Origin of the sequence: Peribacillus sp. Aquil_B1, assembly GCF_022603275.1 — a bacterium.
Lineage (GTDB): Bacteria > Bacillota > Bacilli > Bacillales > DSM-1321 > Peribacillus.
The window spans coordinates 507,537-533,279 of record NZ_JAKXEE010000003.1; the positions used below are offsets into that span (position 1 = coordinate 507,537).

Consider the following 25,743-nt stretch of genomic DNA (forward strand, 5'->3'; position numbering starts at 1 on the left):
GTAAAATGAAGGTGAGGTGATAGGTAAATGAAGAAGGAACGCAGAAAAGCCGAGGGTATTATCCCGTCGTATAAGCCGATGGACATAACACTTATCAAGCGAGATAAAAAGCGTGTAGACTTACGTAATGATATCGGTATTTCATCATCTACCCTGGCGAAAATGACAAATAACGAATATATAGCGTTAGATGTAATCGCATTGATCTGCGAATACCTGGATTGCCGAATCGAGGAAGTTGTGGAATTTATCAGCGTAGAGCAAGTTAAACCTCACGGAGGTATTGGCGGTAACTAGGTGGTTAAACAAAAAAGAGGAGGGGCGGCCATTTACGGCTTCCTCTCCTCTTTCGGTACAAATAAAAAAAAAGCCCTGACTCGTTAGCCGGGCGCTGAGCTTATTACCATTTATCCTGCAGTGATCCGAATTCGCGGATGTCGTCGTCCATCCTATCGATAGTAGAGGCATTCAATACGGAATCATTTTTGTTTTTTCCGGCCTCAAACTTCGCAGTCTCTACGGTAAACTGTGCGACTCTGGAACCGCCCTGCATAACGCCGACCGTAACTGTTTCGGCCCACTCAATGCCCGACTGCTGCAAAAATCCGTAGGTCTGCTCGACGACATCGCGAAAAATATAGCCCGATTGAACCGAATTAAACTCTGAATCCGCAGTAATTACGAGGTCGATATGCTTCTCGGCTTTCGCTTCTGTAACTTTCACCTTTTCGGCTATCTCAAAAAAGGATACATCGACCGTTCCGCCTTCCTGCACCGGCCCCGCCTTAACCTCTGCCTTAACTGGCTCCGTCGGCTTCTCTTCGGAAGAACATCCCGTAATAGCGAACGCAAGTAATAATAAGCCCATACTGTTACGTAATTTTTTCATCGTACATCCCCCAATTATTAGTTTTATCCTTAGAATATCACGTATCTTGGTAAATTCGTCTAATTTTGTGAAGTTTCGGAAATCAAACGTTCTTTATAACGCATATCCCGTATATAACCGTCCCTACCATGCCCCATTTTGCAAGGCTCTTACTAAACATGTTAATAAGACAATACACGCCAGCGCCAACAACGGAGACGATAGGCAACGAAATAGCAATATCCGCGATAAAATCAACGCTGCCGTTAAGGGTAACTTCCGCCACTTTTTCATGTAAAAACTCCCAAACGCTAAATTTCGGAATATCTCCGATTCCATCACCGACTCGACCATTCGCCATGAACCGTTCGAATATGTTTAAATCTCCGGCACTCTTTACGACCCGCTCGCCGATAGGTGTAGGATCCAACCAACCTCCCGCCGCATCCTTCGCGCCAATATGCAAGTGCGGGGCGGTTGAGTGTCCCGTATTTCCACTAAGTCCTACGACCTCACCGTTTGTTATGTGTTCGCCTACCTTTACGCTTACCTCTTTCATATGTCCGTATATAACCCGTGAACCATCATCGAACTGCACTGATAAGCCCCGCCCGATTTTATCCGAGCCATCGAATACCTTATCGACTATGCCATCGCCGACCGCCCTCAACGTTGTTCCCTCCGGTATTGCGTAATCGTTGCCAGTATGGGGCGTTTTGTGGACCGCATCGACCGCTCCAAACTTCGAAGTAATGCGGACTATCATACGGCAACTTTCATCGCATCGACTAGGATTCCGAGTACAAGGGGAGTCATTTGGACGAGAACATAACCAAGACCTGCGCCGGACATCATGGAAACGCCTTTCGGTTTATCGCCGATCATAATCATAATTGCTCCGCCGAGGACTACGGTAAGGGCCACGGGGTACGCGAGTGCTTGAATTAAAACGATAAGGGGATCGAACGCATGCAACATCTTGTCGTACATAGCGTTGCTGGCTTGCGTTGCGGTAACGGCTCCGGCAGCAAACGCAGGACTGGCGGCGAATAAAGGTTTCATGGCTAACGGGATAAGGCCGAGCGCTCCCATTACGCCGAGTGATTCGCGTACCTCTTCTTTAAATTCGAAAGTATCCGATGCGACTACGTTCCTATCCTTACGGGCCATAAACTCTTTAATAGTAAAAACCTCTTCTTTACGTGAAAATAACATGATGTTTCCCCCTTAGTTGGTTAATTCCGATAATAAAAAGACCTGCGTATTCAATCCGTGGCTTAATTTTAGGAGCTCTTTGCGGCGGTATTCTGAGGTTGTAATCCATAGGAAAGTTGGTGCCATAAATCCGAAGGTTCCACGCTGTTTTAATTCCCGATACTTTTCAATTTTCAACTGGTTCTTTTTCATCTTCTGCGTATTATCGACCTCTACGATTGTATAGGCATCGCCCTTTGTGAATAAGGCATCGGCTACACAAACGATATTTTCCTTTTTTGTACGGCCCTCGCTTTTAATACGTATTTCATTACGCCAGTTTTGCGGACAACCGCAAGCAATGTATAAGTGATTTCTCATAATAAAGTGCTGAATATTTCCGGTGCTCTTTCGAATCTTTTCGCAGTTCGCTATTTCCCGACCTTTCGAATTGAGGTAATAAATATTCTCGCCATCCTTTAAAATGTTAACGTAGTCTTCCATCTGTTTTAGAACTCGCTGAGCATTACGGTCGCTTTTAAGGTCGTGAATCGCCTGTATTTGCCCGCGTGTCAGGTAGTCAAACCTCTTCAAACTGCGCAGTATATGTTCCTCCCGTTGCTTTCTCGTCGCTTCTTTGTGGTGCACGGCTTTCACTCCTAGATTTAATTGTTATATGAGGCGTTATTTTCGTATCGATAAAGTCATTCGTAATGTATGGCGTTTGCACGATCAGGTCGCAGTCTGTTTGGTAAATCGCTCGCCCTGGCAATTTTATCGGCAAGGACTCCGCCCCTTTACGGTCCAATACGACCATACTCTGCGTGCTATTTTTCAGCTTGAAGCATAAGGCTGCGCTCGTATTTGATTTTATCGACCGCGGAAAAACATCGGCAGTCGGATATTGAGTCGCAAATATTAACCGATAGCCGAGCCCCGCACCAATTCGAGCCACTTCGCCAAGTAAATACGAGCATCGGTCCCGCTCTTTATTATCGGGAAAGCCTGAGATTTCTGCACCCTCGTCAACGATTACGAAGTGCCTTTCCTTCCATCCTGCCTCGGTAATGTCTTCCCACCCGTTCGCTAAGAATAGCTCCTGCCGTTCTAATAACTCCGCGTGTATGGCTTCGAGTGCGTCGATTGTTTCCTCCGCGTTCTTGGCTACCGTATTTACTTGCTTACAATTTGCGAAACGACTAAATGCCAGCCCGCCTTTTAAATCGATAAGAGTAAACTTTATGTTATCTGGCTCGTTATGAATAAGCGTAGTAACCGCGTTCTTTAGAAAAACGGTTTTCCCGTACCGAGTCATTCCGGCGACTACCAACATCTGCAGCTTTTCGAAGTCATGGCGGATAAATTCGCGTAAAGTAATGCCGATAGGGATTTCCCAATTCGAAACTTTCTTAAGTAGCGCATCGTCGAACGTATAGTCACGGGTAAGCCCCTTGTCGTATACTCGGAAAATTAACATACCATCGTACTCGATTTCGATTTCCTTCCGAAACTGCTCGCGATTTTCGAGGATGCTCCGTAATTGCTTAATAAATGTCCGATTAAATTTAAGCTCTTTAAATTGCCGTAAATTGATCCGATAAGCACTCCGATTATTAAGTCCATCCTTAAACTTGCCGTATTTATCTTGGAAGTCGCTAAGCTCGAGCCCTAATGGAATTTTGAAGACATATTCCGTATAGTTCGGGTCGTTATTCTTATTGGTGTTTCGGCGGTATAAGCGTAACTTATCCTCTCCTTTGTTCAATCCGCAGTTATCAGCGATTCTTAAAATCTTCTCGCTTTCGTCGTTAGAATTCGTTTTGTAATAATGACTTGCTCCCCAAACTCCTAGCATGCTCGCCGTTGAAAACAATTCGAATAACAAAACGCCACTCCCCTTTTTAAATATCAGAATGATAGTTCCTCGGAAAACGAATTCTAAAAACGAAGGATTAAAACGTTATCAGGTAAAGGGATTTCGCCAGATTTTAACCGTTCGTGTTATCGTAGATTCGACCGTTTGTGAATCCGTATAGTAGAGTGTATGCAACTACGCACGTCCACGTTTACACGTCCGGCTAAAATAATTTCCCTATCCGTAGGTATAACTCGTACTTTTCACGGGCATAAATAGACGTATCAAGGGATTGAAAGGGAGATTAATATGTTTGGATTATTCGGAGGAAAGTCGCGTTCGAAGTTGGGTAAGTGGTTAGATGATCGGGGAATATCGCAGGAATGGCTTGTAAAGAAATCGAAGGTCAGTCGTAATACTATCTCTGAGCTTTGCGCCGATAAACGGGAACCTACCGTGCAAACAATAAAGAAAATAATGGCAGCGATTCGAACGGTCGACAAGGATGCGCGTTCGGAGGACTTCTTTGACCTATAGCCTCCTACGCAAACCGAACCGGAAATCTTTACGCATTGACATGTCCGCCTTATTTCGGCAAAATAGCGTATGTAGGTACAAGAATTTTACACCGTAGGACTTGCGACGACACTGTCGGTCACTCTTACGACGAGAAATACGTCACAATCACCGATGACATAACGTTTTGACATAACGTTGACATAGCGAAAGACATAACGGACAGCCTCCTAAGCTGTAGGTCGTAGGTTCGATTCCTATCTGGGACGCTAATTAAAAACCCTGTTACAATGCGGTTCTTCCGCGTAGTAACAGGGTTTTTTTCTGTGATTTATGATGCGATTAGACAAAGCTAATCACAAGTTCATATAAAAAAATCCGAGCCCTGTAAAACACAGAACTCAGATTTTTTATATCAAAGATAACCAATAGTTCCAAACAAAATTCCCTTTAGCTATACTTACTTCCCATCTAAGCCTATCTCGTTGATTTTTTTATCAAAAATAGGTCCGAAACTTTCAGAATAAGTATTCGTTAAATGTCTATTGTCCCGGTAAATGATAACATTACCAATAATGGGCTGAAATTTACCGTTCACTTTAAAGTACTCTGTTAAGTCAATTTTATGCAATGATTTATTCTCTTTTTCAAATTGTCTCCAAAAGCTTTCGTCTTTCTGATTATCTACTGAATTCATTTTTTTTGTTGTTTCTTCTATTCCATGTGTTTCTAATGATTCCAGTACATTAAAACTATATCTTGGATCATCACGAACCGCTAACACTTCAATACCATATTCATCTTTAACATACTGCAGCTGATCAACCATTTGTTGTTGTATTTTATTATTGGGTGAATCAGAAGCTGTGGCGTGAGAAATAACAAGATCTACATCTGAATCCTTTAGATAATCGAGAACATTATTGACCCAGATACCTTTCAAATCATCATCCGCATAACCTGTTGAAAAACGTGTACCTGAACGAGTCATATTCAATACACGATAATTGTCATCTTTGGTTGCTTCTAAAATGGCACCTAACCAATGCTCTGAATGGGAACTGCCGATCAGGGCAATTGTAGCATCGTAATTTTCAGTTTCGCCATATTCCCCAATTTTCAAGTCACTTTCCTTTAGCCCTTGGTTACTGCCGTCCAAATGTGCTTTTGGTAAATCATCAAAGACTTCAGAATATGATGGAATTGGTTCTTGTTCAGGTATATCGTCAGGGTTTTTCACAGCTAACGCTCCTGGATAATTTTTATCGTTTATATTATTTTCCAGCTTATTTTGATCTATATATACCCCAATTAAAAGAGATGCAATCAAGAGTACATTCACACTGCCCATTATCCCGATTCTCTTGAATGAGAATTTATTATCCTTTGAGCTTCGAATTGGCTCTTCTATATATCGAGTCATTAAAAATGAAAGGGCAATTGATGAAATGATAATAAGCGTTCCGACGATGAATCCTGGAGTTTCCTGGACATTATAACGATAGAACTCCAATAATACCCAATGCCACAAGTAGATTCCAAAAGCGATTCCACCTAGCTTCACCATTACGGGTGAACCTAAAAAGCGTTTTACACCATATTTCGTATCGCGTGTACCAGACAAAACAATGAATAATGCGCAGGTCATTGGCCATAAGGCAATATACCCCGGAAACATTTCAGATACATTGAAAACTATTCCCGTTAAAATTAAACCGATTAATCCAAGCCACCCTATCACTGTTGCTATATATTTATTTACCTTAATGGATGATAAATTGATACAGAGCAAACTGCCTAAAGCAAATTCCCACACACGTGTCATCGTTATGAAATAAGCCCATGGCTGATTGACAGAGGTTAAATATATGGAATATATAAAAGAAGAAATAAATAATATTCCTAAAATCGTATTAATTAATGTTTTAACTTTAGTTAATTTATATTTTTTTATTAAAAATAAAATCAAAGTGAATAATAAAAACCAAATTATATAAAATTGTCCTTGTATAGACAAAGCCCAAAAGTGTTCAACAGGTGTTTTCATTTGACTGGAATCTAAATAATCCGTGCTCGAAAAAGCCAGTTGCCAGTTTTGATAGAAAAACATGGAGGCAAATACTTCATGTATAGTTTTATCCAAAATTGATTTAGGTAATAAAAACCAACTTAAAACCAGAACAATGGCAAGAATAAAAAATACAGAAGGAAGTAATCTTTTCATTAATTTTGTGACATATGGAAGAAAACGAAATTCCCCTGTTCGATTGATTGTGGAAACAATTGAAGTAGTAATAAGGAAACCTGAAATTACAAAGAATACATCAACCCCGCCAGAGACACGATTAAGCCATATATGATAAACCGCCACCAGCAGTGCGGCAACAACGCGTAACCCTTCGATTTCGGGTCTGAACTTACTCTCAGTATTAATTAATTTTTGATTCATTTGATTCTATCTCCTACCTTTTGTCATGCATACAATTTAAAATTATATCACTTTACAATAATGATTTGTCAACATAGTAGATAAGGTTCTTTAATTTTCACAAGTACGGATTTTTTTCCAACTTTTCAACCAAGGCCCCTTACAGAAAATGTCGTTGCCTGGGCACGAAGCCTACAACAGAACGTTGCTTTATGAAAAAAAGTCAGTCCACCATGGGGCATTATGGATATTTGGAAGCAGACGCAAACTCAGCATGTTACAACTTGTTATTTCAGAAACATAATCATGTTTTTTAAAAATATATGTTTTAACCTGTCCCATCCGGGTATATAAATACTGTAAGACATTCTCACCAAAGGAGATGATAGTGCATGATGAGTACAATCAGAAGCCAATGGAACAAAGAGAATGACGCAGCGGTGTTTAGTCCCGGTGATCAGCGTTAGAGTCAATTGAAGAGTTGGATGATAATCAAATATGGGAATTACTAGTCTTCTCATCCAAAGGAGGAGGATACGATCATGAGTATTTACAGCCTATGGAATCCAGAGAATGATGAAGCAATTTTCAGTCCGGGTGATCAGAAGCCATTCAGTACGCTCATACGAGTAGATTCGGATAAACACACACACACTGACAAAACACTTGAATATGATTTACATGGCACCGTACTGAATGAAACTTAACAGATGCAGCGATATATGGAAAGGGATGGAGCGAACGCTCCATCCCTTTCTGCCTTTTTCTTTTATACACCATTTTGCCACTTCACCTTGTTGTCGAAAGACGGGCCTTCACAAGGAACTTTGCCCAGTCCTGTTCCATGCATATCACCTCATAAAAAAGAGCCCTTTCACCATGGAGCTGGAGGTGAAGGACTCTTTTCTTTTATTTATCGAATTTCAGTTTTGCCAAGGCATCCGCCAATGCAGTATTGATCGGCTCTTCTTTATTCTGCTTTTTCATATAATTGGATACTTCATTTTTGGATACTTTTTGATTCTTATTTTGCCCTCTTCGTTTATTGTAAGAAGAAAGTTTTTCGTGAAAACCGCATTTACAGGTGAATGTCTGTGCTTCTCCTTGACCGCGCATTTCCATCTTTTTATGACATTGCGGGCATCTGGCATTTGTTACACGTGAAACACTTTTTTTGTGGCCGCATTCACGGTCTTGGCAGACAAGCATTTTTCCCTTTTTACTATTCACTTCTAACATCAGCTTGCCGCATTCAGGACATTTCGTTCCTGACACGTTATCATGCTTGAATTTTTGGTCACTATTTTTGATTTCAAGGACGATATTTTTGGCGTAAGCGCGCATATCGCCGATGAAGGCCTGTTTTGGCAGCTTCCCTTTTGCTATCGCAGTTAACTTTTGCTCCCATTGGGCTGTCAAAGCTGGAGATCGCAAGTCTTCAGGTGCCAATTGAAGAAGTTGCTTTCCTTTCGAGGTAACATGAAGGCCCTTTCCTCTCTTCTCGATCAGAAAGCTATTGAACAGTTTTTCAATAACGTCAGCCCGCGTTGCCACAGTACCGATCCCGCCAGTTTCACCAAGAGTCTTGATGAGCTCTTTGCTTTCCCCTGCCATGAAACGAGCAGGATTCTCCATTGCCGAAAGAAGCGACCCTTCATTGAATGGTTCCGGCGGTTTCGTTTCACCCTCTGTTTGTTTCACAGTCGAAATGGTTAAACGGTCACCTTTTTGAACATTCGGAAGCAGTTGCTCGGCAAGGCCATCTTTAGCTTCTTCCTCATCGAATTGGTGATCATAGACTTCCTTCCATCCCGATTTCAGGACGACCTTCCCTTTTGCCACGAACGTTTCCTGCCCCATTTTTGCGGTGATGGTCGTTTGTTCATATTCAAAAGGCGGCATCAATACAGCAAGGAACCTTTTAACGACCAAATCATAGATTTTCGATTCTTTGTCGCTCAGTTTTCCCGGCAGCGGCGTTTGCTCAGTGGGGATGATTGCATGATGATCGGAAACCTTGCTATCGTCCACGAACGATTTATTGGTTTTAATCGGGCTGCGCAGGATCCTTGATGCATACTGGGCATATGGTTTAATGCTTACAGCCTGTAATCTTTCCTTTAGCGTATCAACCAAATCCGTTGATAAAAAGCGTGAATCCGTCCTTGGATAAGTCAAGACCTTATGGCTTTCATATAAGCGCTGCATGATCGAAAGCGTCTCTTTCGCCGAATAGCCGAATTTCTTATTGGCGTCCCGTTGAAGTTCTGTTAGATCATATAAAGAAGGGGCAAAACTTTTCTTATGTGACTTGTTCACTTCAACCACTTCTGCACTTTTCCCCTTAACGGCTGCAAGAACCTTTTCTGCCTTGGTTTTTTCGAATGTGCGGATATCTTTTGATTGGGCATCTTGCCAGATCAGGCGCAAATTGGATTCGGCAATTGCCGAAACGCCATAAAATTTCTTAGGCTGGAACTGTTTTATTTCTTCTTCTTTTTTTGCAATCATCGCAAGTGTCGGCGTTTGGACCCTCCCGCAGGATAACTGGGCATTGTGCTTCGTTGTTAGGGCACGTGTCGCATTCATCCCAACGATCCAGTCCGCTTCCGCCCTTGCTACAGCAGAGGCAAATAGGTTCTCATACTCCTTGCCATCCTTCAGATTTTTGAATCCATCTTTGATCGCTTTATCCGTTACAGAGGAAATCCAAAGCCGTTTGACCGGCTTCTTCACATTCGCTTTCTCGAGAATCCAGCGTGCAACAAGTTCCCCTTCACGGCCTGCATCTGTTGCAATGATGACATCCTTGACATCATTGCGATTCAATTGTGTTTTAACCGATTGAAATTGTTTGCCTGATTGCTTGATCACGACCAATTTCAAAGCAGGCGGCAGCATGGGCAGGTCCTCAAGGCGCCACGTTTTATATTTTTCATCATAAGATTCAGGATCAGCATGGGTGACCAAATGACCCAGTGCCCAAGTGACGATATACTGATCGCCTTCAAAGAAGCCATTACCCTTTTTCCCGCAATTCAGCACTTTTGCTATATCTCTGCCGACCGAAGGTTTCTCGGCCAGTACGACTGTTTTACTCATAATAACATCCTTTCGCTTTTAAACTGGTTCCTTTATTATCTCATATAATTTAAGACAGGGCGATCATCCACGGCATGGCATTGAATCCATTGATTCACATTAAGGATTACCCTTCGGGGGGCTCCCCGTACCCACATATATGTAAATTAATAGATTAGATAGCATTCCCGTACAGATTTTAGTATGATGAAACGTAGGGATTTTTTCAAATTAATTGGGAGGTTCAATATAAAATGAGCTTACTTTCTATAGATAAATTAGCACACAGCTTTGGCGACCGTACCTTATTCAAGGATGTTTCCTTCCGCCTGATGGCCGGCGAACATGTTGGTCTGGTCGGGGCAAATGGTGTCGGGAAATCAACGATGATGAATATCATTACAGGACAACTTATCCATGATGATGGCCGGGTCGAATGGACACCAGGTGTCGAATATGGCTATCTTGATCAACATACGATACTTTCAAAAGGTAAATCGATTCGCGACGTCTTACGGGATGCCTACTTGCCTTTATTCGAGCAGGAAAAAGCACTGAATGAAGTTACAGAGAAAATGGGTACTGCCACTCCGGAGGAACTTGAAGAACTCTTGGAACAAATGGGTGAAATTCAGGACAAGCTGGAAGCCGGCGGTTTTTACAATCTGGATATTAAAATTGAAGAAGCGGCCCGCGGTTTAGGTTTGGATGCAATCGGTTTGGACCGTGATGTCTCTGCCCTAAGCGGCGGACAACGGACAAAGGTTTTACTAGCCAAGCTACTTTTGGAACAGCCTGAAGTACTGCTCCTTGATGAACCGACGAACTACTTGGATGTGGAGCATATCCGCTGGCTGAGCAGCTACTTAAAGGAATATCCTAATGCATTCTTATTAATTTCGCATGACACTGAGTTCATGAACGGCGTCGTCGACGTCATTTTCCATCTTGAATTTTCTAAACTGACCCGTTACACGGCAACTTATGAAAAATTCCTTGAGCTGGCTGAATTGAATAAAAACCAACATATTAACGCCTATGAAAAACAGCGTGAATTCATTAAAAAGCAGGAAGATTTCATTGCAAAAAATAAAGCCCGCTATTCAACGACCGGCCGGGCAAAGAGCCGTCAAAAGCAATTGAATCGCATGGAACGTATCGATCGTCCAGAAACTGCAATGAAACCTACCTTTGACTTTAAAGAGTCACGTGCGAGCAGCCGTTATGTATTTGAGGGTGAAGATCTGGAAATCGGATATGACCGCCCATTGCTTCCGAAGTTGTCCATGACCATCGAGCGGGGAGAAAAAATTGCCGTGGTCGGCTGTAACGGTGTTGGTAAATCCACTCTATTAAAAACGATTTTGGGTAAAATCGATCCTCTAGGCGGTAAAAGATCGCTTGGCGATTTCCTTTTTTCTTCTTATTTTGAACAAGAAGTGAAAGCAGGCGATACGACGCCGATCGATGAAGTATGGAATGCATTTCCGCATTTGGACCAACCGCAGGTACGTGCGATTCTTGCCCGTGTCGGTTTGAAAAACGAGCACATTACACGTCCGATGAGCCATTTAAGCGGTGGAGAACAAGCAAAAGTCCGCCTATGTAAACTCATGCTTACCGAAAGCAATTGGCTGTTATTCGATGAACCGACGAACCATTTGGATGTCGTTGCAAAAGAAGAACTGAAGCGTGCATTGAAAGAGTATAAAGGAACGATTGTCCTTGTATGCCATGAACCTGATTTCTATGAAGATTGGGTAACCAAAGTATGGGATGTAGAGGAATGGTCAGCACAAAATTAATTTTTTCGGGGATGTCGCGGAACGCGGCATCCCTTTTTATTCGGAAAGTCACGATTTCTGAAAAGCCAAAGGATATTCTCTTTAAACTCATTTCGATCTTCAACGTAAAGATACCGGCATCCGTGCCGTATAACTGGATAGAAGAGATCCCGCAAGATGCTTGCTTTGATGGGGCTTGGCAGGCAGTCGGCAAAAAGTAAGCGGATTTCCGAAAACAACTGGACGTTTTAAAGAAAAAAACTGTAGGCAAACTCGCTTTCTTCGAATTTGTCTACAGTCTGAAGGTAAATGCTATTGAGTTTTTTCTTTTTCCTTCTGCATGGAGATTGGCCATTAGATTCCCCGTACCTTCATCAATTTCCATTATATTGGTAGTTGCTCACCTTTTGTTTTTTTGGTTTTTCTCTATACCTTAGGAAGTAAAGGATCAGTGTCAATATAACGACTATAGTCAATTGAATTATAAAAATTGTTTTAATAATAAATAACGTTTCAATACTGATTCCAATAACCATATACGAAACGATCATCAAAGCCTTTATCTTCTTTGGAATTTCATACTTATAAAAGCAATCTATGATTAAGCTTAACATTAGAAAACAGTAGAAGGCCTTATAGCCATCAAGTATCAATAAAAAGGGAATGCCCTCTACCAATACTTTTAATAGAAGAAGAATCGTAAACGTTACAATCAGAAAAAAACCATTCGTAATGTCTATAGCCATTCGTTCCGTTTTTAATGAAATAGGTAATAAGTTAAGTCTAAGCTTTTGATGCAATTTGTATTCAATTTTGATATTGGTTAAATTCAGGAAGTTAACGATAAAGGCAATATAAATGGTATCCACGAAATAATTAGTATGTATATCTTCAATTTTCATGAAAGGTAAATACATACTAATTAAATTAAAGACGATAACCGTAATATTTATCGTAATGAGTTTACTAATATAGTTAACATCTCTCAGTAGCCTGAAAAAATTGTACTTTATAAGACCATTTATAACTTTATTCCGTATGAGGATATTCACTATCCTTGTAGATACCCGGTTTGTGACAAGATTGAACTTCCGGGAATCTAGATTGGTGCCTTTTTCTTTTATTAATCCGCCAACAATAATTGGATAAGTGATAAACGTTATCACTAAAAACATACAGAGAATAAGCAAAATGGTTGTTATCGTGAAATCCAATTTGGATAACAAAGGCGAAAGCTTACTTGAATTAATATAAAAAATTAAAACGATGAGAAGGGCAATGGCTGAAAAGTACGGAAATCGAACCTGATACTTCTTAAACCATAGGATGAAAAACTCAGAATATGTCCGAAGAAACTTCAATGAGAAAACAAAGAATAGTAGCAATAGGATATTTAGCGCTGGTGCCCCGTAAAATAAAAGAAAAGAAACCACAATTGTAAGCTCCAGAACAATTTCTGCTGTTAGATTAGATTTAATCAAATGATAAAAAAAGAGTTGGCTGGGCTTAATCGGAATGGTTTTGGAAAAGCTTATGATATAAGTTGTGCTTTCATATAACGCCATAAACACAAAAAGCAATAATAACTCGATTACAGTCAGCACAATGATATAATAGTAGATTACCGTACTCGTATGTACATCAAAAAAAGACAAAAGGGTAAAGAGCAAAGAAATCCAAAAAAGAGCTGTGAATAACAATTTTACAGCTTTTTGCTTTTGGTTTAGACTCTTTTCTTCGGTATAGATATTGTATAGCTTGCTGTATGAATGAAAATTCATTCTGCTGCCCTCTCTGTCATCTCTTCATTTTTTTGACTATGAAGCTTTCCATCTTCCAATCGATATATGCAGTCGGAAATATCCCATGTATGGTCCATGATATGACTTGTGAATAAAGTTGCTTCCCGATTTGCTTTTCGTTTTAAAAAATATGCTTTTACCCAGTTAACTGCCTCATGGTCCAAGCCCTCGAAAATTTCGTCACATACCAATACCTTAGGATCATAAAGAATGCTACCGATCAATTGGATTTTTTTCTTGGTTCCGAAAGATAAAGAACTAAATGTGGAATCCAATTCTTTTATGACATTCAATTCCTCTGCAAGGGATGTATATTTAGCAACAACTGATTGTTCTGGAAGGTTGTATATAGAAATTATAAGATCAAAATACTCTTTTCCGGTGACCTTCTCCAAATGCAGTTGATTATCAACCGAAACGAACGAAGTAACTGTTCTGAGGAAGTTATGATTATTATGATTTTCATTCAAAATTCTAATTTCACCAGAATCATACTCCATGAAATTCAATAAGCAGTTTAAGAAAACACTTTTTCCAATTCCGTTACTTCCTACTATCGCTACTATTGAATCACGTTCAATAGTTACATTTAAATTGTCTAATACTTTCTTGGAACCAAAGCTCTTATTTAGATGATGAACCTCTATACTATTAATCGCAATCACATCCAATTTAACTCTTAGTATCTATATCGTACCAGAAATTACAGATAAAGTAATGACATTAGGATAAGTATTAGGTTTTGTTGCTTAAGTTAAATTAATAAATTAGTCTATTAGTCCAGCAGCTTTTAATGCATCATAAATTGCATATAGTGCACTTGCGTTTGATGCTAACCATTTAGTGAAAGCCCAGTATCCAGCTTCCCATGCAGCTTTTGCTGCATTGTATACTGACGACGCTCCAGCTTTGATTGCGGCCCATGCTTTTGATCCGTATTTTGAGATTGCGTTATAAATTTTAATAGCGATACTTAACATTTTTAATCATCCACCTTTTGGTTTTTTTAAAATTTCCTAATGTCATTAACGATATCTTGATTTAATAATACAAAAGAAAATATGAAAAAAAAGGGAAAAAAGGCAATGTTTCGGAAACACGAAAACCCTCTCCCTCAACGGTTTCGTCTTTCCGCAAATCCTTTTACATTCATGGAATTCCAATGTAAATTATGGTAAAATTTCCTTTCATGGATTAGTCATTTCGTTGCTCCCGGATGGAGAAAGAGGTTTTTTAAACGCTATAATCAAGAGCAAAAATCCATGTTATACATAATCAGCTTTTAAACTTAGAAAAGGAGTTTTTATAGTGAAGAAACTGACCGTATTTTTCGAAATTATCTTTGTACTAAGTTTCGTTGGTTTAACGCTAAGGTTTTTTGGAGTTGAAAAGGCAGAAGATTGGGCCATCATCTTTTACATAACGGGTGGATCTAGTTTCTTAATCAGTTACCTGCTTCGACAATCAACAAAGAAAAAAGATACCGTAAGTAGTGATAAATAAAAGCACTTAATGACTGCACCCACTTCCATTCCCACTAAAAAAGGCGTACTCCATGAGGAGCTGCGCCTTTTATTTTGTTTAGAAATTAAGAAACAGTAGATTGAGAGCGGGGATGCGAGACTCCTGCGGGATAAGCGCGCCCAGGGCGGACCGCCCGCGAAAAGCTAGTGCCTGGAGGCAACTTTCAAATTGTACAAAGCAAAAAAAAATGTAGACAGTTCGATTTTCATCGAGTTTGTCTACAGTCTGGAAAGGTTAACCCTGCTTTTTGGCACCTTTTAAAAATTAGAAATGTTGTTCGATTAGATTTTTTAATGCCGTAAATTTGTGTCGGCTTAAGTTAATCTTGTGATTGCAGTGATGTAATTTCACATTATATGACTTCATATAATTATCCGATTCTATGTATTCAATTTGGTCAATCGACACTAAATACGATTGATGCGTTCGGTAAAAATTACACTGATTAAGAATGTCTTCTAACTTATTTAAGCCTTCCGAGCATTCCACAGTCTCTGCATCTTTTAGGTGGATAAATGTTTTTCTCCCCTTTTTCTCAATATAGAGAATGTTGGAGGTATCGATTAAAGATATTTTCCCATTCGCCTTTACGCCAATTCTTCTTATCTTTTTATGCGTATAACTAAGGCGATCAAGCGTCTGCTTTAGTCTAACAATATTAATGGGCTTAGTTAAAAAATCTTCAGGGTAATATTTGTAACCCTGCAAAGCGAAGTCTTGATGGGCACTCATGAAAATAATCTTGATTTGGGGGTGATTTTCTTTCAGGTAATGGGCAATGTCAAACCCATTGGACACAGGCATATTAATATCTAATAATATTACGTCAATGGTCAGCCCTTGATCGATAGCATTAAACAATTCGCTCACATCAGTTGTACTAAATATCAAATTTACATTTGGGAATTTATTCACAAATCCCTTAATCTCATTAAGGATTGGTTCCTGATCATCAATAACAGCAAGACGTATAAATCCCATCATATACTCCTAGTTTTCTTCATCTGGTAGCTCTGGCTCGTAGGAAAACCAAAAACAACTACTCATCGAGGAAATCGAATTAAAAAATAACGATATCATTCCAATAGCAAAAGTTAGAAATTTCAACATAATCAATGTAACCCCTTTAAGGTAATTTTATATATAAAAGCATCTAAAATTAAGACGCTTTTCCCCCAAAAATCCGTTAAGGAAAGTCCTTGGAAAATTAAAGCAAACCATACACAATACATCATGGTTTGAGGTAGAAAAACGCTCAATCCCATGCATAGAATGAACGTGGTCACAGCCTTCATTTTCAGTTTTAACGTACTTTTTCTTGTGAATAGGTGCTTTTTTTTATGTAATATAGGTGCTTTTTGAACAGTAATCAAAAAGCTTATGAGTAATAATAAAATAAATGGAATCTTATAGGATGAAAGAACGTCTGTATAATGTACGCAAATTAATGTCAGAAAAATAATTTGCAACGTGCTAAGAATAAGACAGGAATAATACCCTTTGAAATGGGCACCCCCTGAAAACATTCGAAGGAGAGCCCCTGAAAGCAGGCCCATCATGGTTTCAGGTAAAATCCCTAAAGGCCAAACAAGTAAACTGACCAAAATGATTTGATTCATCCCCGATATCATCCATTCAAGCCCATAGCGGATTTTATCTTTACTTTGTACGAGTTGCGGATTCTCGGAGACAACCAGGTTTGAGATGTTCGTTGCCAAAAAGTTCGGTAAGAAACGCTTATACATATTGCCCTCCATGCGGTATTTTTACAATGAACGTAATCATGTCATCTATGACTTCCGGGTATATATGTCCTCCGTACTGCATGACAAGACTTTCAACAATGGCCAAACCCTGTCCAGTGTTGCATGCGTCTGTTTTAGTCGTAAAGCCTTGATCGAATATACTACCAATATGTTTAAAAGTTCCATCCTCTATAAAGTTGCTTACTTCTAAAATATAATGGATATCGTTTCTTTGGATTTTCATGTTGATATATCTCTTTTCCTCTTCTAATTGATCGACGGCTTCAATTGCATTAAGGAGTAAATTTCCGAATATCTTATTTGTTTCATAAATTTTACATGGAAAGGAAGATAAATCATCTGCAATGTAGTAGTACATGTTGATGCCTTTTTTGGCACCCTTCTCTTTGTAGGAAAGTAATAACCCCCCAACAGCTTCTGAAGCTATCGGCAATACATCGCTTACGTAGGATATTTCTTCTAGCACTGAGTTAACATAGTCTACTGAGTCATTGTATTTTCCACTGTTCAGCATTTGTTTCAGCGCTAATATGTGATGAATAAAGTCGTGTCGCTGCGAACGCATTGTCGTGATATGTTTAGAAATGTCTTCTTCATATTGACCATCTAAGGAAACAGCCAGATCCTCAATTTTTTTCACCATATGATAACGGATTATATACAATAAAGAAATTGTAATTAAAACTAATACTATAGCTGATGTTATGCTTAAAAACTTTAACTGTTTGAATTCAAAAACGAAAATGTAAAACAAAAAAAGAAGGCCAAATAAGAATACTAAAACAGATAGAATAGCATCGTTTTTATTTTGTTTTTTCTTGACTGGTATCGGAATATAATAATTCGATTTTCTCAAGATCACATAAAATATTACCATTATCACAAGGTGTGGAATGGCCCTTACTAAAGGTAAAGCACTCAAAGAATGTATATATGGGAATTCTTTAAAGAGCGTGAATCCGATAACCTCTGAGATTAACAATAAAAGACATCCTAGCAACACAGCTATAATTGATGCAAAACTATTCAGGTTTGTGACAAAAGTCAGCAGAAACCCAATCGCTAAAATTGTTACTAGTAGGTAAGTTATCGAAGGCAATGTTTCTTTTACCATTAACAGAATGATACTTCCATAAAAACTTACGATGCATATCGGGATCATTTTATCTTTTAAAGAAATACCAATCAGTCGATACCCTACAAGGATAATGACTACCGTTTCCAAAAACCCACCGAAAATCGACAATAACACGACAAACTTCCTCCTTAACTTTACAAAAATACCATAAAATGAGTAATTTAACATCATTTTTCAGGATAATTTATGCAAATATTGCAAATTAGGGCAGAATATTTGTGAATTGGGATAAAATAAGCGTAGTTAAGACCCACTTGGACCTTTATGACCAAATCAACTAATAACTCTGGTAGTATTTGTTTAGCAATGAATGGAGGAGTGTTTTCGTGAAAAATGAAAAAGTGGGGTTTAATAGTGTAGAAAGTCGTATTATTCAGCTTATTGCCAGTGAAGTGCCAAATAAACAAATTGCACTGGAATTAAACTATTCGCAGAGAATGGTAGAGTACTATATTAGTAATATCTCCAAGAAACTTGAAGTACATACACGAGTCGGCATTGTTGTGAAAGCATTTCAAAATAACATTCTCCATTAAAAGAATTACTCCTTCTATGACGTTTCTTTTCTTTTAGCCTGTAGAGAAAAATTGTCATTTCTCTCTACAAGCTTCTAAAAAACATTTTACATAAAAATATATATCTTACTTTAAAAGGCTAAATTGGGGACCTGTTCTTACTTAGATCCCAAGCAGCATCAACATGGTGGCCTAATTCAAGAAAAGGAGCGTAATCCTTGTACCCTTATTTTCTTCAGATTCGACTTCGATCGTTCCATTATGGTATTCGACCAGTTGTTTTGTTATAGCAAGTCCCAACCCTGTTCCGTCAGTATCTTCTGCTACAGATGTGCCCCGATAATAACGATTAAACAAATTTTGCTTCGTATATTCGTCCATGCCCATTCCATTGTCCTGAACAAGGATGCTGAAACAATCTTCTCCTTGTTTTACGATCACCCCAATTGAGGTTCCTTCAAGATTGTATTTTGCTGCATTACTTAACAGGTTCACAATAATTCTCTTGAAATACTTTTTATCAATTTTATGGAAAATGGGCTCATCTTCAACGTCGACGGTATAAAAGTGATGTTTTTCAACACTCGTTCTAAAAAATTGATTTACAACTTCCTTAGTAAAGTAATTGATATCAACCTCTTCCCTATACATCGGAAGCGCATTGTTTTTTATGCGATAGGTTAAGTTGATGTCTTCTATGAGATCCGACATATAGGATGCGTTCTGTTCAATCGATAAGTAAAAGTCACGAACTTCATCCTCTGTCCAATTATAATCAGAGGAATTCAGCATCACTGCATATCCGTAGATAGTACTTAGAGGAGTTTTCAAATCATGTGAAAGTCCCGAAATCCATTCTTCTCTCGTTTGTTCTATTTTTTTCTGCTGCAATTCACTTTCTTTAAGCATATTTGTCAGCTTTTTCAACGAATTTATGACCTCTTTAAACGGTTTAAAAGACGATTTAAGATTTCCGTTTGTTTTCAGACTGTATGCCAATTGCTTACGTTTCCCCAGTGGTTCCTTATAGACGCCTTTGGCTAGCAATTGAAGCCAGCGAATGATATGGATAATCGGCTTTCCAAACTTTTGAGCATACCACCAAGAAATCATAAATAGAATGAGCAGCATGACTATGAGGGTAATAACTAGCCCTTTAAGTACTGTTTGATTAATATTAATTGAACTGAACATGTGTTCTTCGTAGTTTTTATTGGGAGCTATTACGACATAAGATGTGCCTAACGACTTATTATAGTAAGTAGCGATGTTCTCTGTTTTTTCCCAGTAGCTATCTTGAAAATCAACTATCTGAAACAAGGAAGGTTCTGCTAGATTTTCATTCGTTACATACTTTCTCCTTAACTCACTCTGATCATCATAAATGTAAAGATTAGCCTTTTCCTTGGATAACACTTTTTTGATTCGTTCGGTCACCAACTGTTTTTCGTCTGATTTCCCCATCTGTTCTCTAACCACTCTGATGATTTCATCCAAAGTTCGCTTCGAACCGAATACAGCAATGAATGATTGATTTTTTATATCGAGGGACCAAAACGTCCTTTCATTCGATTGGTTTGATGTCATTTCAATTATTTGTTGTTTTGAATAGGCTGATGGAAGGCTCTTAGGTGTGTTCAGAGAAAACTGAACTTCACCTTTTTCATCAATGATCTGGAGCCATCCATCCTGTTTAAGAATGCTTTCCTTGATATTCTCATTTACGCTTACTTGCCCGTCATTTACCTTTATGGATTGCTGCAGAAAATCACCTGGAGTTTTAGAAAAATCCTCCTTTGCATCTTGTTCAACAATGGAAAAAGCTAGAATGAGAAGGCCAATTACTGAAAAGAAAATTAAGAAACTTAAAGCCATGACAATTTGAACAATAAATTTAATTATCAGATGCTGTGTAACACTCATTTGACCGATTTGCTCACAAATTTATACCCAATGCCTCGAACTGTAATTAAAAGCTTTGGATTACTAGGATCTTGTTCGATTTTTTCCCTTAGCTTTCGCATATGCACAATAACCGTATTTTCATCTCCATAGGAGTCTGCCCCCCACACCCTATCATAAAGCTGTTGTTTTGAAAAAATCTGATTAGGAGACTTGGCGAAGAAAGTCAGAAGCTGATAAAGCTGTGCCGACAAGTTTATTTCTTTTCCGTTCACTTTTACAACAGCCTCATTGTAATTAATGAATAAGACGCCATTATCGAATCTATCATTTACTTGAGTCAAACTAAGATTCTTATTATTTCTTTTCAATTGAGCTTTAATTCGGGCAACTAGTTCTAATGGGTTAAACGGCTTCGTTATATAATCATCAGCACCATATGCAAATCCTGATACTTTATCAAAATCCGAACCTCTGGCAGTGAGAAAAAAAATCGGAACATCCGACCTTCTTCTAATGATGGAACAGATATCAAACCCTTCCATATCCGGAAGCATGACATCCAGCAAAATTAAATCATATTCATTATGTTCAATTAAGTCGAGTGCATCTCTCCCAACATATGAAGCATCGACGTTCGTAAAACCCTCTTTTTTCAATAACACTTTGACCATCTTAACCAACGTCATTTCATCATCGACGATTAATATTCTTGATGCATGCACATTTATCACCTCTGGTTAAAAATATATCACGAATCACATGCTTTATTTATCCAAAATTAACAATTTTAAGGTTCCGTTAATGTACCTTTATGTAAATGTTAATCTTGCGCTCTTATAATAAGCGGTGAAAGGGGCTGTCACGATGACAACGATATGTTTACGAGAATTCAAGAGTCTTTTCAAGAGTATCCGCTCAATTATTATTATTATTTTTATGCTTGGCGTTACATTAGGGTCAGCGAAGTTACTTAGTAAATGGAGCTCTGAGTTACAGGATGTAGGTCTTGATAATGCCTATATGGGGGGTCTTTATATTCTCCTGTTGCTCGCAGGTCCTATTTTTGTGACGAGCTTATCCCATGATGTGATAAATCGAGAGACCCATTCTCGAACCATGCGTTTTTTAGTAACGAAACTGTCGAGGGACAAGATTGTTATCGGGAAATTTTTAGGGGTTTCTCTATTCTGGTTTGTATGTATTTTACTTTCTTTAATCATGGTGGTTCCTTTTGCAAAAACATTCTACTTTGCCGAATTGATTGAATCAGTCATTTTTATTACCTACTTTGTTGCCCTGTTCCTATTTATCTCAACCTTAATTAATAAACCTGGATTAAGTATATTTTTAGGGATCATTTTATCGATTACACTGCCAGTTTTGGGCATTTGGGGTATGGTTTCAAAAGAAATAATCATCCTAAGGGTGTTTAGTTACTTAACTCCTTACTTTTATGTTGGGCAGGAACAGTCCTTTTATGTTTATTTCATCCCAATCTTGTCACTGGTCTTTCTCTTATCAAGCATAATAATTCTTAGAAAGAGGGATTTCTAATGTATGCTTTTGAAACAAATCAAATAACAAAAAAGTATGGAGATCATACCGTTGTCAATAAGGTTGATTTAAATGTTACCCAGGGTCATATATTTGGCTTTTTGGGTAAAAATGGAGCTGGTAAGTCAACCTTTATTAATATGGTAACGGGCATAACCACTCCTACCTCCGGCGATTTTAAAATTCTTGGCTCAAGTGAGATTACAGAAGATAAAATCAAGCGAAGAATTGGCGTCCTTCCTGATTACTCCACTTTCTACGACGACCTGACCGGTTTTGAACATTTAAAGTTTTTAGGAAATGTATTAGGTGTAAAACGTTCAAAGGCTGATTTAATTGCGTTATTAGAACGTGTCGAACTTGGAGATGCAATTAAAACGAAAACCAAGAAATATTCTTTTGGGATGAAGAAAAAATTAGGTGTCGCCCAAGCCCTCATTAATGATCCTGATTTAATCTTTCTCGATGAACCAACTTCTGGTGTAGATGCAAACGCGGTTCTAAATATCCATTCCTTAATTAAAAATGTAGCTGCAGAGGGGAAAACAATATTTTTAACATCTCATAACCTAAATGAGGTTGAAAAGCTTTGTGATGAAATTGCAATAATGGATAAAGGGATTATTCAAGCTCAGGGAAGCATGGAACAATTAAGACATAAGTATCAATCTCAATTAACAGTTAAGGTGAAACACGGGAAGATTCCTATTGAGCATAAAGCCGGGTTACAACAAATTTTCGAGAAAATTGGAAAAGATATTGAGTGGGGAACAGAAAATACATCTTTAGTAGTAGCTGAAGAATCGAGCATTCCTGTCATTAATCGAGCCTTTTCCAATACAAAAGTGGATATCTATCGGCTTGAGGTCAATGAACCATCTCTGGAAGAAATATTCCGTAACCTTGGATCCAGCCAGAGAGGAGCATGATATGAAGTCCACTGGAATTGTACAGAGACTAGATCCATTAGGTAGATTTTGCATACCTAGTGAAATAAGAAAGATGCTGGATTTGGAGATAAGCAACTCACTTGAAGTGTTTATAGATGACGAACATATAATCCTTAAAAAGTATGAACCGCAAAATGCATGTTTATTAACAGGAGATGTATCCAGTCAAAACCTTATCCTCGGAGATGGTTCCATCATTCTGACTCCAAAAGCTGCAGAATTACTTTTTGAAGAATTACAACATTTAAAGGATTCCCAACATTTCGGAAACCATTTACGCTAATGTAGGTTCTAACCTAAAGGCAACTATCAGCAATGGAAAAAGGGTTTGTAAAATTTGAGTTGATTTCCATTCCAAGCACTCGCTTTCTGTGGGCGGTCTTTGGCGCCTGGGGTCACTCCTGCCGAATAACTGGCTAGCCAAGCCCCCCTAGATGCTTGCTTTGCGGAAAGGGAGCGGATTTCTAAAACGACTGGAACGTTTTTAATTAAAAAAACTGCAGGCAAACACGCTTTACCTCGAGTTTGTCTACAGTCTGAAACCAGTATACATATTCATACTGGTTTTTTTGAGTTCTATTTAAATAAATGAAGAGAATGGATCTACCCTATACACAAGTCATCTTCCAAAATCAAAAACCGGCTCTCCATTTGTATGGTACCTTGCTAAATCCGTCACTAAAAAGGCTCCTTCACCCAGCTATCATTTCCTCAACATTCAACTTAAACTCGTTCCGCCACCAAAGTATATGTTTTCGGAAGCCCAATATCATGGATTTTATGATTCGGTTCTTCCTCGAGTACTTTAATAAGCAGCCCTGATTGACCTATTGACGTTATAAGTTCCCCAATTGTCCATTTACGCTGTACAACCCTTGAAAGGCTCCCTTTTTCCTCATCCGGCATATGCTTAGAAAATGCGACCTCATTGTTTTCGATTGCCGGAGCGAAATAGTTGCCTGTGATTTTATGTTTTTTACCGTTTGAAGTAATGAGCTTTGTTGAAATCGGGTGAAATTCATGCAGTACGAATCGGCCTCCAGGTTTCAGCATCATTTTAATTTTTTCAAATAACGGCCGCAGATCTATTAAGTAATGAAGCACACCGAGCTCCATTAAAACGACATCCTGATTCCCTGATACATGCTCGGATGACAGTGAAAGGACATCCGAAACGATATACTCGATGGAGGCATTGGCACCGCTTGCCAGCTCATTTGCAAACATTGCATTTTCCTGGGAAAAATCAACAACTTTCACTTCAGCTCCCAATATGGCAAGGGCAACTGCTTTGACACCGTTCGATCCCATCAAATGAGTGATTTTTTTACCGGATACATCCCCCATATACTTATAAAAAGGGTGCAGTCTCCATTTTGGGTTTTGCTTGATTTTAGATGCCAATTCCACGGGATCTCCATAACGATTGACAAGCGCTAAATAATTATTCTGGTTCCACGCCTGTTCATTTTCCGCTGTGAACCCCTTCTGCTCGGCTGATAAGTAAGCATGAATCTCGGCACTGTACTTTCTCATTTCTTCTTCGTACAAATAACTGTATAACGACCTGCACCAAACTTCCATATTCCCCATCTTTATGGGCAAACGATAAGGGTCCGTTTTAATGGTCGTGTTAAACCGGCAGCGAACAGTGACAGAAACCCCCTCGACATCCATTAGAAAGAATGCAGTCTCAGGACTTCTTTCAGGCTTTGTTGGGGAGTATTCGGAAAAAAGATCCAAAGCCTCATTAAAGACATCCCATTGTACATCCAGGCTGATTTTCTTATATTCATCGATATCCACTCCTTGTACGTACAGAGCAGATCGACCTGTATATTGGTATGGAATATTAGCTTGATCCAACATGTTCGCCATTAAGGTGATTGTATCATAATAAATTGCCTTCATATGTACCTCCTAAACATCAAAAGAGCATGACGATTATTCTTCTATAGCAAATTTCAAACCGGTACTCGTAATGGCAATCAGCTCTTCATCGTGGCGGTCTATGCCATAAACGAGTAATGTAACCAGCATATATACGGCTCTGAACCGGGCTAAGCTCTCTGTTTCCTTTTCGATTTCACCATAGATTTCGAAAAAAGCTCTGCGCGCCTCTTTTGGGAAATAACTGTATAAAAAGGAGAAATCAATGGCTGGATTCCCGATATGAACATCTCCCCAATCAATGATACCTGCGAGAACGCCTTCGTCATCAAGTAAAACATTCCGGATATGAATGTCTCCGTGAACGAGTGAAATCGGATGCTGAACATCCATTTTGCCTAAGGCTTCAACAAAATCCTTAACCGCCTGTGCCTGTTCAAAGTATCCTAGCTTTAATAGATTTGAGACATTTTCCATAAGTGATTTCTTTCGATAGGATACATCAAGCCTCAACATCCCATCAGGCTGCACACCTAAACGCATAGCCCTATCCGCAGGGAAATTATGAAGAACCTTCAAAAAATGGGCAAACCTTTTTGCCGATTCGACCTTATTTGCCTCTGGTTCTTCTACAGGCAAATGTCCTTTTACCATTTTATAACCAGTAAAAGGATAAGGATACAGGGTACTTGGTTTCCCAAAAAAGATCGGTTCAGGGATAGCTAGCGGAAAAGTGCCTGCAATAGATGGCAAAAGCTGATTTTCCACCTGAATCAACGTTACTGCAATAGGGCGGCGGGGGAAACGGAATACAAATTGCCCATTGATTTGTATCACCGTGTTATCGAAACCCTCCCCAAGTTGCTTGATCTCCTTCAACTCAATTTCCGGAAACTGCAGCATGATCAATTTCCCTGCCAGCTCCAGCGAAACTGGATATTCTGCCAACCAAGGCTTCTCCACTCCCGTCTCC

The 25,743-nt window shown here is 39.0% G+C and carries 27 protein-coding genes; 10 read left to right on the top strand and 17 right to left on the bottom strand.

The features are described 5' to 3' along the window. The first annotated feature begins 27 nt into the window (after nucleotides 1-27). Nucleotides 28-297: a helix-turn-helix domain-containing protein gene (locus tag MPH60_RS20620; RefSeq protein ID WP_241589522.1), complete on the top strand. Its 270-nt coding sequence runs from the start codon at nucleotides 28-30 to the stop codon at nucleotides 295-297. 103 nt (nucleotides 298-400) lie between these two features. Here MPH60_RS20620 and MPH60_RS20625 read toward each other — a convergent pair whose 3' ends face one another. The 5 genes from MPH60_RS20625 to MPH60_RS20645 form a co-directional block, all read right to left on the bottom strand. Further along, nucleotides 401-889: a hypothetical protein gene (locus MPH60_RS20625; RefSeq protein ID WP_241589521.1), complete on the bottom strand. Its 489-nt coding sequence runs from the start codon at nucleotides 887-889 to the stop codon at nucleotides 401-403. A gap of 82 nt (nucleotides 890-971) precedes the next feature. Continuing rightward, nucleotides 972-1,634, bottom strand: a complete 663-nt coding sequence (locus MPH60_RS20630; RefSeq protein ID WP_241589520.1) for a M23 family metallopeptidase — start codon at nucleotides 1,632-1,634, stop codon at nucleotides 972-974. Beyond that, nucleotides 1,631-2,083, bottom strand: coding sequence for a hypothetical protein (locus MPH60_RS20635; RefSeq protein WP_241589519.1), 453 nt, complete (start codon nucleotides 2,081-2,083; stop codon nucleotides 1,631-1,633). Before MPH60_RS20635 ends, MPH60_RS20630 begins: the two co-directional genes overlap by 4 nt. Before the next feature lie 12 nt (nucleotides 2,084-2,095). Beyond that, nucleotides 2,096-2,710 carry a replication-relaxation family protein gene (locus tag MPH60_RS20640; RefSeq protein ID WP_241589518.1) on the bottom strand — a complete coding sequence of 205 codons (615 nt, stop codon included), beginning with the start codon at nucleotides 2,708-2,710 and terminating at the stop codon, nucleotides 2,096-2,098. After that, nucleotides 2,643-3,947 carry an FtsK/SpoIIIE domain-containing protein gene (locus MPH60_RS20645; RefSeq protein ID WP_241589517.1) on the bottom strand — a complete coding sequence of 435 codons (1,305 nt, stop codon included), beginning with the start codon at nucleotides 3,945-3,947 and terminating at the stop codon, nucleotides 2,643-2,645. The genes MPH60_RS20640 and MPH60_RS20645 overlap by 68 nt, the downstream gene beginning before the upstream one ends. 279 nt (nucleotides 3,948-4,226) lie before the next feature. Between MPH60_RS20645 and MPH60_RS20650 the strand changes: the two genes are divergently transcribed. Continuing rightward, nucleotides 4,227-4,454 (top strand): helix-turn-helix transcriptional regulator, encoded by a 228-nt coding sequence (locus tag MPH60_RS20650; RefSeq protein ID WP_241589516.1) that lies wholly within the window; start codon nucleotides 4,227-4,229, stop codon nucleotides 4,452-4,454. Nucleotides 4,455-4,893: 439 nt separating this feature from the next. On the opposite strand, the gene MPH60_RS20655 is transcribed toward MPH60_RS20650, so the two are convergent. Beyond that, on the bottom strand, nucleotides 4,894-6,882 hold the full coding sequence (locus tag MPH60_RS20655) for an acyltransferase family protein (RefSeq protein ID WP_241589515.1): 1,989 nt from the start codon (nucleotides 6,880-6,882) through the stop codon (nucleotides 4,894-4,896). Between the two features lie 521 nt (nucleotides 6,883-7,403). Between MPH60_RS20655 and MPH60_RS20660 the strand changes: the two genes are divergently transcribed. Then, nucleotides 7,404-7,568 (top strand): hypothetical protein, encoded by a 165-nt coding sequence (locus MPH60_RS20660; protein WP_241589514.1) that lies wholly within the window; start codon nucleotides 7,404-7,406, stop codon nucleotides 7,566-7,568. 202 nt (nucleotides 7,569-7,770) lie between these two features. Here MPH60_RS20660 and MPH60_RS20665 read toward each other — a convergent pair whose 3' ends face one another. Beyond that, nucleotides 7,771-9,963 carry a DNA topoisomerase III gene (locus MPH60_RS20665; RefSeq protein WP_241589513.1) on the bottom strand — a complete coding sequence of 731 codons (2,193 nt, stop codon included), beginning with the start codon at nucleotides 9,961-9,963 and terminating at the stop codon, nucleotides 7,771-7,773. Between the two features lie 233 nt (nucleotides 9,964-10,196). Between MPH60_RS20665 and MPH60_RS20670 the strand changes: the two genes are divergently transcribed. Together MPH60_RS20670 and MPH60_RS20675 are read left to right on the top strand one after the other, a co-directional pair. Next, nucleotides 10,197-11,747 carry an ABC-F family ATP-binding cassette domain-containing protein gene (locus MPH60_RS20670; protein ID WP_034316019.1) on the top strand — a complete coding sequence of 517 codons (1,551 nt, stop codon included), beginning with the start codon at nucleotides 10,197-10,199 and terminating at the stop codon, nucleotides 11,745-11,747. Then, on the top strand, nucleotides 11,729-11,947 hold the full coding sequence (locus MPH60_RS20675) for a hypothetical protein (protein ID WP_241589512.1): 219 nt from the start codon (nucleotides 11,729-11,731) through the stop codon (nucleotides 11,945-11,947). Before MPH60_RS20670 ends, MPH60_RS20675 begins: the two co-directional genes overlap by 19 nt. A 153-nt stretch (nucleotides 11,948-12,100) precedes the next feature. Here MPH60_RS20675 and MPH60_RS20680 read toward each other — a convergent pair whose 3' ends face one another. The 3 genes from MPH60_RS20680 to MPH60_RS20690 form a co-directional block, all read right to left on the bottom strand. Then, nucleotides 12,101-13,507: a hypothetical protein gene (locus MPH60_RS20680; protein ID WP_241589511.1), complete on the bottom strand. Its 1,407-nt coding sequence runs from the start codon at nucleotides 13,505-13,507 to the stop codon at nucleotides 12,101-12,103. Then, nucleotides 13,504-14,193, bottom strand: a complete 690-nt coding sequence (locus MPH60_RS20685) for an ATP-binding cassette domain-containing protein (protein ID WP_241589510.1) — start codon at nucleotides 14,191-14,193, stop codon at nucleotides 13,504-13,506. Before MPH60_RS20685 ends, MPH60_RS20680 begins: the two co-directional genes overlap by 4 nt. 102 nt (nucleotides 14,194-14,295) lie before the next feature. Next, nucleotides 14,296-14,508 carry a hypothetical protein gene (locus MPH60_RS20690; RefSeq protein WP_241589509.1) on the bottom strand — a complete coding sequence of 71 codons (213 nt, stop codon included), beginning with the start codon at nucleotides 14,506-14,508 and terminating at the stop codon, nucleotides 14,296-14,298. 328 nt (nucleotides 14,509-14,836) lie between these two features. Here MPH60_RS20690 and MPH60_RS20695 point away from each other — a divergent pair, with 328 nt between their 5' ends. Next, nucleotides 14,837-15,031, top strand: coding sequence for a hypothetical protein (locus MPH60_RS20695; RefSeq protein ID WP_241589508.1), 195 nt, complete (start codon nucleotides 14,837-14,839; stop codon nucleotides 15,029-15,031). Between the two features lie 285 nt (nucleotides 15,032-15,316). Here the strand turns inward: MPH60_RS20695 and MPH60_RS20700 are convergent, their stop codons facing one another. The 3 genes from MPH60_RS20700 to MPH60_RS20710 form a co-directional block, all read right to left on the bottom strand. Next, the gene (locus MPH60_RS20700; protein ID WP_241615861.1) at nucleotides 15,317-16,036 is read right to left on the bottom strand and encodes a LytR/AlgR family response regulator transcription factor; all 720 of its coding nucleotides are present in this window, start codon (nucleotides 16,034-16,036) and stop codon (nucleotides 15,317-15,319) included. A gap of 128 nt (nucleotides 16,037-16,164) precedes the next feature. After that, nucleotides 16,165-16,797 carry an accessory gene regulator B family protein gene (locus MPH60_RS20705; RefSeq protein ID WP_241589506.1) on the bottom strand — a complete coding sequence of 211 codons (633 nt, stop codon included), beginning with the start codon at nucleotides 16,795-16,797 and terminating at the stop codon, nucleotides 16,165-16,167. Continuing rightward, complete coding sequence (locus MPH60_RS20710; RefSeq protein WP_241589505.1) at nucleotides 16,790-18,070, bottom strand: sensor histidine kinase; 1,281 nt, start codon at nucleotides 18,068-18,070, stop codon at nucleotides 16,790-16,792. Before MPH60_RS20710 ends, MPH60_RS20705 begins: the two co-directional genes overlap by 8 nt. 212 nt (nucleotides 18,071-18,282) lie before the next feature. On the opposite strand from MPH60_RS20710, the gene MPH60_RS20715 reads away from it, so the two are divergent. After that, on the top strand, nucleotides 18,283-18,492 hold the full coding sequence (locus MPH60_RS20715; protein WP_214744359.1) for a response regulator transcription factor: 210 nt from the start codon (nucleotides 18,283-18,285) through the stop codon (nucleotides 18,490-18,492). A gap of 171 nt (nucleotides 18,493-18,663) precedes the next feature. Here the strand turns inward: MPH60_RS20715 and MPH60_RS20720 are convergent, their stop codons facing one another. Both MPH60_RS20720 and MPH60_RS20725 read right to left on the bottom strand, forming a co-directional pair. Beyond that, nucleotides 18,664-20,394, bottom strand: a complete 1,731-nt coding sequence (locus tag MPH60_RS20720; RefSeq protein ID WP_241589504.1) for a sensor histidine kinase — start codon at nucleotides 20,392-20,394, stop codon at nucleotides 18,664-18,666. After that, complete coding sequence (locus MPH60_RS20725; RefSeq protein ID WP_241589503.1) at nucleotides 20,391-21,098, bottom strand: response regulator transcription factor; 708 nt, start codon at nucleotides 21,096-21,098, stop codon at nucleotides 20,391-20,393. The genes MPH60_RS20720 and MPH60_RS20725 overlap by 4 nt, the downstream gene beginning before the upstream one ends. 142 nt (nucleotides 21,099-21,240) lie before the next feature. Between MPH60_RS20725 and MPH60_RS20730 the strand changes: the two genes are divergently transcribed. Genes MPH60_RS20730 through MPH60_RS20740 form a run of 3 tightly spaced genes read left to right on the top strand, consistent with a single transcriptional unit; the run spans nucleotide 21,241 to nucleotide 23,163 of the window. After that, nucleotides 21,241-21,930: an ABC transporter permease gene (locus MPH60_RS20730; RefSeq protein ID WP_241589502.1), complete on the top strand. Its 690-nt coding sequence runs from the start codon at nucleotides 21,241-21,243 to the stop codon at nucleotides 21,928-21,930. Further along, a complete protein-coding gene (locus MPH60_RS20735) occupies nucleotides 21,930-22,859 on the top strand; it encodes an ABC transporter ATP-binding protein (protein ID WP_241589501.1) in 930 nt (309 codons plus the stop codon). The genes MPH60_RS20730 and MPH60_RS20735 overlap by 1 nt, the downstream gene beginning before the upstream one ends. A 1-nt stretch (nucleotide 22,860) precedes the next feature. Further along, nucleotides 22,861-23,163, top strand: a complete 303-nt coding sequence (locus MPH60_RS20740; RefSeq protein ID WP_241589500.1) for an AbrB/MazE/SpoVT family DNA-binding domain-containing protein — start codon at nucleotides 22,861-22,863, stop codon at nucleotides 23,161-23,163. 440 nt (nucleotides 23,164-23,603) lie between these two features. Here the strand turns inward: MPH60_RS20740 and MPH60_RS20745 are convergent, their stop codons facing one another. Both MPH60_RS20745 and MPH60_RS20750 read right to left on the bottom strand, forming a co-directional pair. Next, nucleotides 23,604-24,791 (bottom strand): class I SAM-dependent methyltransferase, encoded by a 1,188-nt coding sequence (locus MPH60_RS20745; RefSeq protein ID WP_241589499.1) that lies wholly within the window; start codon nucleotides 24,789-24,791, stop codon nucleotides 23,604-23,606. Between the two features lie 33 nt (nucleotides 24,792-24,824). Then, on the bottom strand, nucleotides 24,825-25,733 hold the full coding sequence (locus tag MPH60_RS20750) for a phosphotransferase (RefSeq protein ID WP_241589498.1): 909 nt from the start codon (nucleotides 25,731-25,733) through the stop codon (nucleotides 24,825-24,827). Between the last annotated feature and the right edge of the window lie 10 nt (nucleotides 25,734-25,743).